This is a genomic window from Kitasatospora sp. NPDC043949 (assembly GCF_056435365.1).
In genome coordinates, this window is record NZ_JBWKEQ010000003.1 from 266412 (window position 1) to 280121 (window position 13710).

The 13710-nt window shown below is 74.0% G+C and carries 11 protein-coding genes and 1 pseudogene; 6 read left to right on the forward strand and 6 right to left on the reverse strand.

All coding sequences use genetic code 11. From position 1 onward, the window contains the following. Positions 1 to 24 precede the first annotated feature (24 nt). Positions 25 to 1473, forward strand: coding sequence for an NAD(P)H-quinone dehydrogenase (locus AC07AL_RS04860; protein WP_350877308.1), 1449 nt, complete (start codon positions 25 to 27; stop codon positions 1471 to 1473). Between the two features lie 236 nt (positions 1474 to 1709). Beyond that, complete coding sequence (locus AC07AL_RS04865) at positions 1710 to 2666, forward strand: DeoR/GlpR family DNA-binding transcription regulator (RefSeq protein ID WP_400811353.1); 957 nt, start codon at positions 1710 to 1712, stop codon at positions 2664 to 2666. A 79-nt stretch (positions 2667 to 2745) separates the two neighbouring features. Here AC07AL_RS04865 and AC07AL_RS04870 read toward each other — a convergent pair whose 3' ends face one another. From AC07AL_RS04870 to AC07AL_RS04890, 5 genes are all read right to left on the reverse strand, one after another. Continuing rightward, positions 2746 to 4521 carry an acetyl/propionyl/methylcrotonyl-CoA carboxylase subunit alpha gene (locus AC07AL_RS04870; protein ID WP_363580282.1) on the reverse strand — a complete coding sequence of 592 codons (1776 nt, stop codon included), beginning with the start codon at positions 4519 to 4521 and terminating at the stop codon, positions 2746 to 2748. 288 nt (positions 4522 to 4809) lie between these two features. Then, positions 4810 to 5409 carry a nucleoside triphosphate pyrophosphatase gene (locus AC07AL_RS04875; protein ID WP_400330463.1) on the reverse strand — a complete coding sequence of 200 codons (600 nt, stop codon included), beginning with the start codon at positions 5407 to 5409 and terminating at the stop codon, positions 4810 to 4812. A 73-nt stretch (positions 5410 to 5482) separates the two neighbouring features. Beyond that, complete coding sequence (gene mmpB / locus AC07AL_RS04880; protein ID WP_279634918.1) at positions 5483 to 5608, reverse strand: morphogenic membrane protein MmpB; 126 nt, start codon at positions 5606 to 5608, stop codon at positions 5483 to 5485. A gap of 154 nt (positions 5609 to 5762) precedes the next feature. Next, the gene (locus tag AC07AL_RS04885) at positions 5763 to 5984 is read right to left on the reverse strand and encodes an acyl-CoA carboxylase epsilon subunit (RefSeq protein ID WP_363588079.1); all 222 of its coding nucleotides are present in this window, start codon (positions 5982 to 5984) and stop codon (positions 5763 to 5765) included. A gap of 25 nt (positions 5985 to 6009) precedes the next feature. Continuing rightward, on the reverse strand, positions 6010 to 7599 hold the full coding sequence (locus tag AC07AL_RS04890; RefSeq protein WP_350877319.1) for an acyl-CoA carboxylase subunit beta: 1590 nt from the start codon (positions 7597 to 7599) through the stop codon (positions 6010 to 6012). Between the two features lie 241 nt (positions 7600 to 7840). Between AC07AL_RS04890 and AC07AL_RS04895 the strand changes: the two genes are divergently transcribed. The 3 genes and pseudogenes from AC07AL_RS04895 to AC07AL_RS04905 all read left to right on the forward strand — a co-directional run. Then, a complete protein-coding gene (locus AC07AL_RS04895; protein ID WP_063351348.1) occupies positions 7841 to 8734 on the forward strand; it encodes a biotin--[acetyl-CoA-carboxylase] ligase in 894 nt (297 codons plus the stop codon). Between the two features lie 169 nt (positions 8735 to 8903). Further along, positions 8904 to 10028 (forward strand): adenylate/guanylate cyclase domain-containing protein, encoded by a 1125-nt coding sequence (locus AC07AL_RS04900; RefSeq protein ID WP_363588075.1) that lies wholly within the window; start codon positions 8904 to 8906, stop codon positions 10026 to 10028. 347 nt (positions 10029 to 10375) lie between these two features. Continuing rightward, positions 10376 to 11608, forward strand: a pseudogene (locus AC07AL_RS04905) (GGDEF domain-containing protein); the annotation flags it as partial. 607 nt (positions 11609 to 12215) lie between these two features. Here the strand turns inward: AC07AL_RS04905 and AC07AL_RS04910 are convergent. After that, positions 12216 to 12812: a TetR/AcrR family transcriptional regulator gene (locus AC07AL_RS04910; protein WP_363588073.1), complete on the reverse strand. Its 597-nt coding sequence runs from the start codon at positions 12810 to 12812 to the stop codon at positions 12216 to 12218. Between the two features lie 127 nt (positions 12813 to 12939). Between AC07AL_RS04910 and AC07AL_RS04915 the strand changes: the two genes are divergently transcribed. After that, a partial coding sequence (locus AC07AL_RS04915; RefSeq protein ID WP_478316852.1) for a glycosyltransferase occupies positions 12940 to 13710 on the forward strand: 771 nt, incomplete at its 3' end.

Below are 13710 nucleotides of genomic sequence, written 5' to 3' on the forward strand. Positions count from 1 at the left end.
GCGGCGCTCCCGGCGTGCGGGACAATGGTGCACGTGACTCGGATCGTGATCATCGGTGGCGGACCCGGCGGCTACGAGGCTGCGCTGGTGGCCGCGCAGCTCGGCGCGGAGGTGACCGTCGTCGACCGCGACGGTCTGGGCGGATCGGCGGTGCTCACCGACTGCGTGCCGTCGAAGACCCTGATCGCGACCGCGGAGGTGATGACCACCTTCGACAGCTCGTACGAGGAGCTGGGCATCACCGTCGCGCAGGACGAGGCCGCGGACGCGGCCAAGGTCATCGGCGTGGACCTGGGCAAGGTCAACCGCCGTGTGAAGCGACTGGCGATCGCGCAGTCCCACGACATCACCCAGTCGGTCACCCGGGCCGGGGTCACCGTGCTGCGCGGCCGCGGCCGGCTCGGCGGCGGCGGGCAGGCGGTGGACGGCTCCCGCGAGGTGCTGGTGGACGCGCCGGACGGCACCGTCCAGTCGCTGCGCGCCGACGCGGTGCTGATCGCCACCGGCGCCCACCCCCGCGAGCTGCCGGACGCCCAGCCGGACGGCGAGCGGATCCTCACCTGGACCCAGGTGTACGACCTGGAGGAGCTGCCCCGCGAGCTGATCGTGGTCGGCTCCGGTGTGACCGGCGCGGAGTTCGCGGGTGCCTACCAGGCGCTCGGCTCCAAGGTCACCCTGGTCTCCAGCCGTGACCGGGTGCTGCCGGGCGAGGACCCGGACGCCGCCGAGGTGCTGGAGGACGTCTTCCGCCGCCGCGGCATGAACGTGATGGGCCGCTCGCGCGCCGAGAGCGTCAAGCGGATCGGCGACCGGGTCGAGGTGGCCCTCGCCGACGGCAAGGTGATCGAGGGCACGCACTGCCTGATGGCGGTCGGCTCGATCCCCAACACCGCGGAGATGGGCCTGGAGGAGGCCGGGGTCAAGCTCAACGACTGGGGCCAGATCCAGGTCGACCGGGTCTCCCGCACCAGCGCCCCGGGCGTCTACGCGGCCGGCGACTGCACCGGCGTCTTCATGCTCGCCTCGGTGGCGGCCATGCAGGGCCGGATCGCGATGTACCACGCGCTCGGCGACGCGGTGCAGCCGCTGAACCTGAAGACCGTCGCCTCCAACGTCTTCACCGACCCGGAGATCGCCACCGTCGGCTACACCGCGGCCGATGTGGAGTGCGGCAAGATGGACGCGGTCGTGGTCAAGCTGCCGCTGCGCGGCAACCCGCGGGCGAAGATGCAGGGCATCCGGGACGGCTTCGTGAAGCTGTTCTGCCGCCCGGGCACCGGCATCGTGGTGGGCGGCGTGGTCGTCGCCCCGCGGGCCAGCGAGCTCATCCACCCGATCGCGCTCGCGGTGGACGCCAATCTGACCGTCGAACAGGTGGCCAGCGCCTTCACCGTCTACCCGTCGGTCTCCGGCTCGACCGCCGAGGCCGCCCGGCAGCTGCACATCCGCAAGCGGGTCGAGGGCGAATCCTGAACCTCCGGCGCACAGTTGAGGGCGGCTGCCGATCGGCGGCCGCCCTTCGCGCAGGAGTGATCGTCACCCGGACGGCGGGCGCGGTCCCGGGCTGCTGACGGCGCGTATTGTACGGTCACGCGCCGCTCTTGCGTGAGCAATTCCAGCTACTAGCTGCAAACGCCTGAAAGCAGACGGTCACGCACGTTACCGTCGGTTCTGTGTTTGCAGCAGAACGTCGCCAGTTGATCCTCGAAATGGTGCGCGCCAACGGAGCGGTCTCGCTCCGGGAGTTGGCCCGCGTCGTCCAGACCTCCGAAGTGACCGTGCGCCGCGACGTACGGGCCCTGGAGGCAGAAGGGCTCCTCGACCGCCGGCACGGCGGCGCGGTGCTCCCCGGCGGCTTCAGCCGCGAACCCGGCTACCCGCAGAAGACCCACCTCTCCGCGGCGGAGAAGAGCGCCATCGCGGACCTCGCCGCCGGCCTGGTGGAGGAGGGGGACGCGGTGGTGGTCGGCGCCGGCACCACCACCCAGGAGCTGGCCCGCAGGCTGGCCAGGGTGCCCGGCCTCACCGTGGTCACCAACTCGCTGCTGGTCGCCCAGGCGCTGGCGCACGCCAACCGGGTGGAGGTGGTGATGACCGGCGGCACCCTGCGGGGTTCCAACTACGCGCTGGTCGGCAGCGGTGCCGAGCAGTCCCTGCACGGGCTGAGGGTCTCCAAGGCCTTCATCTCCGGCAGCGGGCTGACCGCGGAGCGGGGCCTGTCCACCGCCAACATGCTGTCCGCGAGCGTGGACCGGGCGCTGGTGCAGTCGGCCAACGAGGTCATCGTCCTCGCCGACCACACCAAGCTCGGCGCGGACTCCATGTTCCAGACCGTGCCCACCGAGAACATCACCCGGCTGGTCACGGACGAGCAGGCGACCGCCGACGACGGCACCGCCCGGGAACTCGACGCGATCGCCGACTGCGGGGTGCAGATCGACCTGGCGCCGCTCGGCGCCGCCCCCACCGGGGACGCCCCGGTGCACGGCACCGGCAGCGGGCCCGTCCACCAGACCCAGCCCGGCCCGCTGGCACGCCGCCCCGCCCCGCCCCCCGGCGGCGCCCCGCTGCCCGGCCAGCGCCGGCCGGGCGCGCACGGCGGTCCGGCCGGGCCGGGCGGCATGCCGACCCGGCTGGCCGAGCTGGGCCTCCCGCGCGGGCGCTGAGGGCCCGTACAGCCGCGCGAACGCGGCCGGCCCGCACCCCCCGAGGGGGTACGGGCCGGCCGGTGCTCCAGGGAGCGTGTCAGTCCTTGATCTCGCACAGCGCGGCGCCGCTGCTGACGCTCGCGCCCACCTCGGCCTTGAGGCCGACGACGGTGCCCGCCTTGTGCGCGTTCAGCGGCTGCTCCATCTTCATCGCCTCCAGGACCACGATCAGCTCGCCCTCGGCGACGACCTGGCCCTCCTCGACGGCGACCTTGACGATGGTGCCCTGCATCGGCGAGGCCAGGGTGTCACCGCTGACGGCCGAACCGGCCTTCTTGGCGCCCACCCGGCGCTTGGCCTTCGCGGCACCCGCGGCACCGGCCGCCGGGGCCGCCGAGACGCCCAGCGAGGACGGCAGCGAGACCTCGATCCGCTTGCCGCCGACCTCGACCACGACGGTCTCGCGGCCCTCGGCCTCCTCGCCGTCGCCGGCCGCGCCCGCGAACGGCGGGATGGTGTTGTCGAACTCGGTCTCGATCCAGCGGGTGTAGATCGTGAACGGGCCCTCGCCGCCGTGCACCTCGGGCGCGAACGCCGGGTCGGTGACGACCGCCTGGTGGAACGGGATGGCGGTGGCCATGCCCTCCACCTTGAACTCGTTCAGCGCGCGGCGGGCCCGCTCCAGGGCCTGCTTGCGGTCCCGGCCGGAGACGATCAGCTTGGCCAGCAGGGAGTCCCAGGCCGGACCGATGACCGAGCCGGTCTCCACGCCGGAGTCCAGCCGGACACCCGGGCCGGACGGCGGCGCGAACAGCGTCACGGTGCCGGGCGCGGGCAGGAAGCCCCGACCCGGGTCCTCGCCGTTGATGCGGAACTCGAACGAGTGGCCGCGCACCTCGGGGTCGCCGTAGCCCAGTTCCTCGCCGTCGGCGATCCGGAACATCTCGCGGACCAGGTCGAGTCCGGTGACCTCCTCGGTGACCGGGTGCTCGACCTGCAGCCGGGTGTTGACCTCCAGGAAGGAGATCGTGCCGTCCAGCGCCACCAGGAACTCGCAGGTCCCGGCGCCCTCGTAGCCGGCCTCCTTCAGGATGGCCTTGGACGCCCGGTACAGCTCGGCGTTCTGCTCGGCGGTCAGGAACGGCGCGGGCGCCTCCTCGACCAGCTTCTGGTGCCGGCGCTGGAGCGAGCAGTCACGGGTGGAGACGACCACCACGTTGCCGTGCTTGTCCGCGAGGCACTGGGTCTCCACGTGCCGCGGGTTGTCCAGGTAGCGCTCGACGAAGCACTCGCCGCGGCCGAAGGCGGCGACGGCCTCGCGCACCGCGGACTCGTACAGCTCCGGGATCTCCTCCAGCGTGCGGGCGACCTTGAGGCCGCGGCCGCCGCCGCCGAAGGCCGCCTTGATGGCGACCGGAAGGCCGTGCTCCCGGGCGAACACGACCACCTCGTCGGCACCCGAGACCGGGTCCGGGGTGCCGGCGACCAGCGGCGCGCCGGCGCGCTGCGCCACGTGCCGGGCCGTGACCTTGTCACCGAGGTCGCGGATGGCCTGCGGGGGCGGGCCGATCCAGGTCAGGCCCGCGTCGAGGACGGCCTGGGCGAAGTCGGCGTTCTCCGACAGGAACCCGTAGCCGGGGTGGATGGCGTCGGCCCCGGAGTCCGCCGCGGCCTTCAGGACCTTGGCGATGTCCAGGTAACTGGTGCCGGGGGTGTCTCCACCCAGCGCGTAAGCCTCGTCGGCCGCGCGGACGTGCAGCGCATCCCGGTCCGGCTCGGCGTAGACGGCGACGCTGGCGATACCGGCGTCCGAGCAGGCCCGGGCGACGCGGACGGCGATTTCCCCGCGGTTGGCGATGAGCACCTTGCGCACTGTGGCTCCCTTCTTGAACCTGGTCGAGTTTATGGATTCCTGGGCGGTACCGGCGAGTAGCCCCAGGTTGTGAACTATCCCACACGGACGGTGATGAATTTCCGGGGCCCGTCGGCCGCCCGTCCGGTGACGCCGCAGGTCGCGGCCGGTGCGGTCGAACCGGCCGGATCCACAGCGGGTGACCGGGCGTTGTCCGGTGCCCCGGTGGCATCGGACACACTCTCGCGCGGGCGGCTCAAAGGACGGTGGAACGGGCGGCGGGGCGCCGCGCTCCCGTGGGCCCGGCCGTCAGGCCCAGAGGTCGACCAGCCGGACGTCCAGGTCGGCGAGCAGGGCGCGCAGCAGCGGCAGCGAGAGGCCGATGACGTTGCCCGGGTCGCCGTCGATGCCCTCGATGAACGGCGCCGAGCGCCCGTCCAGGGTGAACGCCCCGGCGACGTGCAGGGGCTCGCCGGAGGCCACGTAGGCGGCGATCTCGGCGTCGTCCGGGGTGCCGAAGCGGACGGTGGTGGACGCGGTCGCCGAGGACTGCCGGCCGGTCGCGGTGTCGATCACGCAGTGGCCGGTGCGCAGCACCCCGGCGCGACCGCGCATCGACTGCCAGCGGGCGAGCGCCTCGGTGGCGTCGGCGGGCTTGCCGAGGGCCTGGCCGTCCAGCTCCAGGACGGAGTCGCAGCCGATCACCAGCTCGCCGCCGGTCAGTTCGGCGGCGACCGCCTTCGCCTTCGCCTCGGCCAGCACCAGGGCGAGTTCGGCCGGGGTGGCGGCGCTGATCGCGTCCTCGTCGACGCCGCTGACCACCACGCGCGGGTCGAGGCCCGCTTGGCGCAGCAGTCCGAGGCGGGCGGGGGAGGCGGAGGCGAGGACGAGGATGCGCTGGTCGGTCATGCCCCTCAGGGTAGGGGGTGCCGGTGTCCGCCATTCGGGTGAACGACGGCCACCGCAGTCGGATCAGCGGCGGTCACAGCAGGAGGAGGACGGCGGCCACCATCGCGAGGGCGGCGAGCACCCGGCCGGCCCGGTGCAGCCGCTCCATCATCCGGCGGGCCTCCGGGGAGGGCTCGTCGCGGGGGTCTGACCAGAGCACACGTCCAGGGTGCGCCGCGCCCGGCCCCGGGCGCCTGAGTATCCGTACTCAGCTTTCGGGCAATCCGGGCGGACGGGCCCGAACGGGTGCGGGGGGGGGGGGGGGGGGGGGGGGGGGGGGGCCCCCCCCCCCCCCCCCCCCCCCACCCGGCGGATCAGCTCGCCCAGCCGGACGTCCGCCAGGCGTTGACGCCCGGGTGGACGGCCGGGCGGAACAGGCGGGAGCGGTCGTTCCAGGGGGCGGCCGGGCCGGCACCGGCCAGGCGTGCCGCCTCGGCGGCGGCCTGCGCGGCGGCGGCCCGGGCCTGGACCACCGCCAGGACGGCGGCGAGCTCCTCGGGGGTCGGCTGCCCGTGCAGCACGTGGATCGGGGCCATGGCTCAATTCTCTCCCGACGGGGGCCTACAGGGGGATGTTGCCGTGCTTCTTCGGCGGCAGCACCTCGCGCTTGCCGCGCAGCGCCCGCAGACCCCGGACGATGTGCCGGCGGGTCTCGCTCGGCGGGATCACCGCGTCCACGTAGCCGCGCTCGGCCGCCAGGTACGGGTTCAGCAGGGTGTCCTCGTACGAGGCGATCAGCTCGGCCCGCTTCTGCTCGGCGCCGCCCGCCGCCCCGGCCTCGGCGATCTCCCGCCGGTGCAGGATGTTGACCGCGCCCTGCGCGCCCATCACCGCGATCTGCGCGGTCGGCCAGGCCAGGTTGAGGTCGGCGCCCAGGTGCTTGGAGCCCATGACGTCGTACGCGCCGCCGAAGGCCTTGCGGGTGATCACGGTGATCAGCGGGACGGTCGCCTCGGCGTAGGCGTAGATCAGCTTGGCGCCGCGGCGGATGATGCCGTCCCACTCCTGCTCGGTGCCGGGCAGGAAGCCGGGCACGTCGACGAAGGTCAGCACCGGGATGTTGAAGGAGTCGCAGGTCCGGATGAAACGGGCGGCCTTCTCGCTGGCGTTGATGTCCAGGCAGCCGGCCAGGTCCATCGGCTGGTTGCCGACGATGCCGACGGACTGGCCCTCGACCCGGCCGAAGCCGGTGATGATGTTGCCCGCGTACAGCGGCTGGGTCTCCAGGAACTCGCCGTCGTCGACGATGTGCTCGATCACCTTGCGCATGTCGTACGGCTGGTTCGCCGAGTCCGGCACGATGGCGTCGAGTTCGAGGTCCTCGTCGGTGACGGTGAGGTCCGCCTGCTCGGGGTAGGACGGCGGGTCCGACAGGTTGTTGGAGGGCAGGTACGAGAGCAGGCTCTTGACGTACTCGACGGCCTCCTTCTCGTCGGTGGCCAGGTAGTGCGCGTTGCCGGACTTGCTGTTGTGGGTGCGGGCGCCGCCCAGTTCCTCCATGCCGACGTCCTCGCCGGTCACGGTCTTGATCACGTCCGGGCCGGTGATGAACATGTGCGAGGTCCGGTCGGCCATCACCACGAAGTCGGTGATCGCGGGGGAGTACACCGCGCCGCCCGCGCAGGGGCCCATGATCAGCGAGATCTGCGGGATCACGCCCGAGGCGTGCACGTTGCGGCGGAAGATCTCGCCGTACAGGCCGAGCGAGACCACGCCCTCCTGGATCCGGGCGCCGCCGGAGTCGTTGATGCCGATGACCGGGCAGCCGGTCTTCAGCGCGAAGTCCATCACCTTGACGATCTTCTCGCCGAACACCTCGCCCAGGGAGCCGCCGAACACGGTGAAGTCCTGGGCGAAGACGGCGACCTGGCGGCCGTCCACGGTGCCGTAGCCGGTCACCACGCCGTCGCCGTACGGGCGGTTCCGCTCCTGCCCGAAGTTCGTCGAGCGGTGCCGGGCGAACTCGTCGAACTCGACGAAGGAGTCCTCGTCCAGCAGCTCCGCGACCCGCTCGCGGGCCGTCAGCTTGCCCTTGGCGTGCTGCTTCTCCACGGCCGCGGCGGAGCCGGAGTGCACCGCCTCGTCGAGCCTGCGCCGCAGGTCGGCGAGCTTGCCGGCGGTGGTGTGGGGGTCGTACGGCGCCTCGGTCATCCGGTGGCTCTCCCTGATCCATGGGCCGCGACCTGTTCGAGTGCGCGCGGGCCGGAGTGGGGGCCCGCGCATGAGGGCAGGGCGGCGCTGCGAACTACCGTTGGGTAGCGTAGCCAGCGCGCGGGCCCGGACGTCACGTCCTGGCGTTATGGCCATCGACACAGTGTGTCAACGCGCGTTCTGCGGGACGATGGGGCGGCCTACGCCCCCGGCGTCCGCACACCCCCTAGTGTTCTGGACCATGACCGCACCCGACTCCCCCCGCCGCAGTGGACTGCGCGGTTTCGGCCACGCCGGACCGTCGCCGTGGACCGACCTGGACCGCCCGCCGCTGGACGAGGCGGCGCTGCGCCGCGACCTGCTGGTCCCGGACGGGCTCTGGACCTCGGTGGACGTCGTCGCCGAGACCGGCTCCACCAACAACGACCTCGCCGCCCGCGCCCGGGCCGGCGCCCCGCAGGGCGCGGTGCTGGTCGCCGAGGTGCAGAACGCCGGGCGCGGCCGGCTGGAGCGCCAGTGGAGCGCCCCGGCCCGCTCCGGGCTGTTCCTGTCCGTCCTGCTGCGCCCCGAGGAGGTGCCGGTCGAACGCTACGGCTGGCTGCCGATCCTGGTCGGGGTGGCCACCGCCAGCACGCTGAGCCGGGTCGCCGGGGTCGAGGTCGGGCTGAAGTGGCCCAACGACCTCCAGGTGGAGATCGACGGCGCCGAGCGCAAGCTCGGCGGCATCCTCACCGAGCTGAGCGGTGGCGCCGTGGTCGCGGGCCTCGGCATCAACGTCTCGCTGCGCGAGCCCGAACTGCCCGTCCCCACCGCCGCCTCGCTCGCGCTGGCCGGCGCCGAGGTCACCGACCGGTCCACCCTGCTGCGCGCCCTGCTGCGCGAGTTCGCCGGGTTGTACCGCACCTGGACGGCCGCCGCCGGCGACCCGCACACCAGCGAGCTGCTCCGCGCCTACGCGGACCGCTGCACCACGCTCGGCCGCCAGGTGAAGGTGCACCTGCCGGGCGACCGGGAGCTGGTCGGCGAGGCGGTGGCGATCGACGGCGACGGCCGCCTGGTGGTCCGCACCCCCGACGGCGCACGCCGGGCGGTCGGCGCGGGGGACGTCGTCCACGTGCGCCCCGAGCCCCGCTGAACGGCACTCTTCACCTCTCCTTGACCCGGGCTGATGCCCCGGATCGCGCGATTCCGTGCGAACATTCCACCTGGCAGCGGTGTGAGGCGCGCCACTGCCCGCCGGGTGGCGGGCGCGCCCGGACAGGCAGGACACGAGGCGAGTGCGGCGACCGCACGGGGACGGACCGGTGGCAGAGGACGGCAGCAGCGGCGCGACATCGGGGACCCACGACCCCACGGTCGCGCTCGAACTGGAACGCCTGATCCTGGACGCGCCACGCCGCTACACCCCGTACCAGGCCGCGCGGGCCGCCGACGTCCCGATGGAGCTGGCGACCCGCTTCTGGCGGGCCATGGGCTTCCCCGACATCGGCCAGTCCCGGGCCCTCACCGACGGCGACGTGATCGCCCTGCGCCGGCTCGCCGGCCTGGTCGAGTCCGGCCTGCTCAGCGAGTCGATGGCGATCCAGGTGGCCCGCTCCACCGGCCAGACCACCGCCCGGCTGGCCGGCTGGCAGATGGACACCTTCCTGGAGAACCTCACCCAGGCCGTCGAGCCCGGCCTGACCCGCGCCGACGTCGCCTACCCGCTGGTCGAGCTGCTGCTGCCGGAGCTGGAGCAGTTCCTGGTGTACGTCTGGCGCCGCCAGCTCGCCGCCGTCACCGGCCGGGTGGTCCAGGCCGCCGAGGACAACGAGATCACCAGCGGCCGCCTCGCGGTGGGCTTCGCCGACCTGGTCGGCTTCACCCGGCTGTCGCGGCGGCTGGAGGAGGAGGAGCTCGGCGAACTCGTCGAGACCTTCGAGAACACCTGTTCGGACCTGATCGCCGGGCAGGGCGGCCGGGTCATCAAGACCCTCGGCGACGAGATCCTCTACGTCTCCGAGGACCCGGTCACCGCCGCCGAGATCGCGCTCAGCCTGATCGAGGCCCTCGCCGAGGACGAGACCATCCCCGCGCTGCGGGTCGGCATGGCCTTCGGCACGGTCACCTCGCGGATGGGCGACGTCTTCGGCACCACCGTGAACCTGGCCAGCCGGCTCACCTCGATCGCGCCCAAGGACGCGGTGCTGATCGACGGCGAGTTCGCCGCCGCGCTGGAGCAGTACGGCAGCGTGGCCCCGCCGGACGCGGACGGCCCCGGCCTCGCCGAGGCGCTGTCGGCCGCCGCCGGGATGCCCGCCTCGGGCCTGCCGGTGCCGGGCCTGGACGCCGGGCACCGGTTCCACCTGCAGCCGATGTGGCGCCGGCCGGTGCGCGGGCTCGGGCTGGTCGAGCCGTGGCTGCTGTCGCGGCGGCTGAAGCCGGAGTAGGCCTCCGCCGCTGCCCCTCCCGGGCCCTTCTCGCGCCTCTCCTGGAGCCTTTCCGCTCTCTTCCGGGCCCCTTCCGGTCTTCTCCTGTGCCCTTCCCGGCTTTTCCCGGGCCTTTCCAGCCTTCCCCGGCCCTTTCCAGGACGTGGCCCCGGGCCGGTCCCGATGCTTGGGGTGCCGAACGGTTGAAACCCGTACGGTCGGTTGCGGGTCCGCCCCGGCAAACGGGGCATAACCGAACGAAACCGCCATAGTCTTGGTGAAAGCGGCCGGGTGGGTGCGGCCGCCGTCGGGGGTCCGGCAGGACCGGGCACAGGGAGCGAGGCGAGCCGGTGAGCAGCGAGGCGATCATGACGGACCGCGGCTGCGACTGCGGCGGCCCGCGGCTGTCCGGCCAACTGCCCGACCTGCGGCTGCAGTCCGTGGTCGAGCTGGCCCAGGACATGGCCCGCGCGCTCACCCCGCTGGAGGCCGTCCGGGCCGCCGCCGCCCGCGCCACCGAGGCACTCGGGGCGACCATGGCGGCCGTCTCCGTCTGGGACCGCGAATCCGGCCGGCTCCGGGTCCTGGTCAACCACGGGGAGCTCGCGCCCGGCGAGGAGGAACTGCCCGAGGACGAGTCCTACCCCGTCGCCGACTTCCCCGAGATCGTCACCTATCTGGAGGAGCGCTGGACCACCGGGCGCCTCCCTCGGGCCTGGCTGCAGACCGCCGAGAACGCCGAACCGCACGCCGGACACGCCCACCCCACTGCCGGCGCGTACTGCCAGGAACGCGCCGCGGCGCTGCGTCGGCGAGGCCGCGCCTGCTGCGTGGTCGCCCCGATCGTCCTGCACGGGCAGGCCTGGGGCGAGCTGTACCTGGCCCGCAGCGTCGGGAAGCCCGGGTTCGTCGCCGCCGACGCCGACTACGCGACCCTGCTCGCGGCCCAGATCTCGGCCGGCCTCGCCCAGACCGAACGCCTCGCCGACCTGCGCAAACTCGCCTTCTCCGACCCGCTCACCGGCCTCGCCAACCGGCGCGCCGTCGACGCCCGGCTGGAGAGCGCCCTCACGGCGCACAACCGGGACAACACCGTGGTCTCGCTCGTCGTCTGCGACGTCAACGGCCTCAAGCGGGTCAACGACCAGCTCGGCCACGAAATGGGCGACCGGCTGCTCGAACGGTTCGCCCACCAGCTCTCGGTCGCCGCGGCCAAACTCCCCGGCAGCCTCGCCGCCCGCCTCGGCGGCGACGAGTTCTGCCTGCTCGCCGAGGGGCAGAAGGCCGACGAGGTCGTCGCCGTCGCCGAGGAGCTCTGCGCCAGGGCCCTGGCCCTGTCCGAAGGCGAGGGCGTCGCCTGCGGCGTCGCCTCCACCGGCGACTCCATCGGCCCGGTCACCACCCCCGACCGGCTCTTCCGGCTCGCCGACGCCGCCCAGTACCGGGCCAAGGCCGCCCGGGCCGCCCACCCCGTCGTCGCCGGGCGCAGCCACGGCCCCGGCTTCTCGCCCGACCCCACCGTGCTGCTCGCCGACGCCGCCGACCCGCACCACCGGGCCGACGGACGCGCCCGCCCGGGCCGGGCCGGGGCGGGCGACCGGCGGCGCTTCCGGGGCGCCGCGCACAGCGCCGACCCGGGCCAGCTGCTCACCGCCGTCCTCGCGGCCCTCGACCAGGCCGCCGCCGCCCGCGCCGTCCACCCCGCCGACACCCTCGGCAAGCTCGTCGTCGTCGCCGAGGCCTCCGCCCGGCTGCTCGACGCCGTCGGCTGGTGGGTCTCCTACGTCCCGCCCGGCTCCCACCTCATGCGCACCGCCCAGCACGCCGTCTACCGGATGACCAGCGGCCCCAGCAGCACCCGCGCCGAGACCCAGCGGGCCCAGATCGAGGCCCCGGACGCCGTCTTCGACCTGCGCCACTACCCGATGACCCGCCGCGCCGTCCGCGGCGGCGCCTTCGCCCTGCGCGCCGGCGCGGCCGGCAACGACCCGGCCGAGGAGGCCATGCTGGTCGTCTCCGGCTACCGCGGCATGGTCGCCGCCGGCGGCCAGAACCCGGCCGGCGGCTGGCTCGTCGAACTCTTCGCCGACGACGCCACCCTGCCGCTGGGCCAGGCCGCCTTCGCCATGCGCGCCCTGGTGGCCGTCGCCCTGGCGGGCGCGGCCTCGCCCCCGGTGGTGTGAGGCCGGGGGAGGCTGGTCGGCGCGGTCAGGCCGGCCCGAGGGCGCGCAGGACCGCCTCGACCAGGCGGTCGGCGTAGGCGGGGTCGAGCGGGCCGAGCCGGTAGAGCCAGCGGTAGTGGAGCGGGCCGTAGAGGAGTTCGAGGGCGAGGTCGAGGTCCGCGTCGGGGGCGAGCTGGCCGGCCTCGCGGGCGCTGTGCAGGCGGGCGCGGGTGACGTCGAGGAGTGGGTTCAGCAGGCGGGTGCGGTACTCGGCGTACAGGGCCGGGTCGTTGAGCATCTCGGCGGTGATGGCGCGGTAGCTGCGGTCGAGGGCGGGGTCGGTGAGCTCGGCGGTGGTGGGGCGCAGGACGGTTCGCAGGTCGGCGGCGAGGTCGCCGGTGTCGGGGAGGTCGAGGCCGCCCTCGTGCTCGTTGGTGGCGAGGAAGGCGTCGAAGACGACGGCGCCCTTGGACGGCCACCAGCGGTAGATGGTCTGCTTGCCGACGCCGGCCCGGGCGGCGATCGCCTCGATGGTGAGCTTGCCGAAGCCGACCTCGGCGACGAGTTCGGAGGCGGCGGCGAGGACGGCGGCGCGGGAGCGTTCGCTGCGGCGGGCGGGATCGGGGGCGGTTCTGTGGGCCATGGCGGAAATTCTAAGCGAAGTGGCGAGACGGTACGTATCGTCTTGACGCGGCGTCGGATCCGGGATCATGCTGGAGGGGCGCCAGCGAGACGGACCGTCTCGTCTTGTTCTGAACCCTGGAGGCCCCATGACCCGCTCCGCCCACCCCGCCCACATCCTGATGGTCTCGGTCCCGGCCCACGGGCACGTCAACCCCAGCCTCGCCGTGATCGCCGAACTGGTCGCCCGGGGCCACCGGGTCAGCTACGTCAACGACGCCTCCTTCGCCGAGGCCGTCGAGTCCACCGGTGCCCGCCTCGTCCCGTACCCGACGCGGCTGCCGCTCGCCGACGACCCGAGCGGGTGGCCGGAGGACCCGGTGGCGATCCAGGAGGTGTTCCTGGACGACGCCCTCGCGATGCACCCCGTCCTGCTGGAGGCCTTCGCGGACGACCGCCCCGACCTGGTGCTCCACGACATCGCGGGCTTCGCCGGGCGGGCGCTCGGCGAGCGGCTGGGCGTGCCGGTGGTGCAGCTGTCGCCCACCTACGTCGGCTGGGAGGGCTTCGAGCAGGACATGGCGGAGGTGTACGAGGCGATCCGCAACGGGCCCGGCGGCGCCGAGCACCACCGGCGGTTCGCCGACTGGCTGGCCGAGGCCGGGGCGGTGGAACGCGACGTGGACGCCTTCAAGGGCCGCCCGGTGCGGGCCGTCGCCCTGATCCCGCGCGCCCTGCAGCCCAACGCGGACCGGGTCGACGAGCGGCGCGTCAGCTTCGTCGGGCCGTGCTTCGGCGACCGCGCCCATCAGGGGGAGTGGGGGGGGGGGGGGGGGGGGGGGGGGGGGGGGGGGGGGGGGGGGGGGGGGGGGGTGGGGGCGGAACCAACCACGTCCCATGCCGCCTCACCGGGCGTCGGC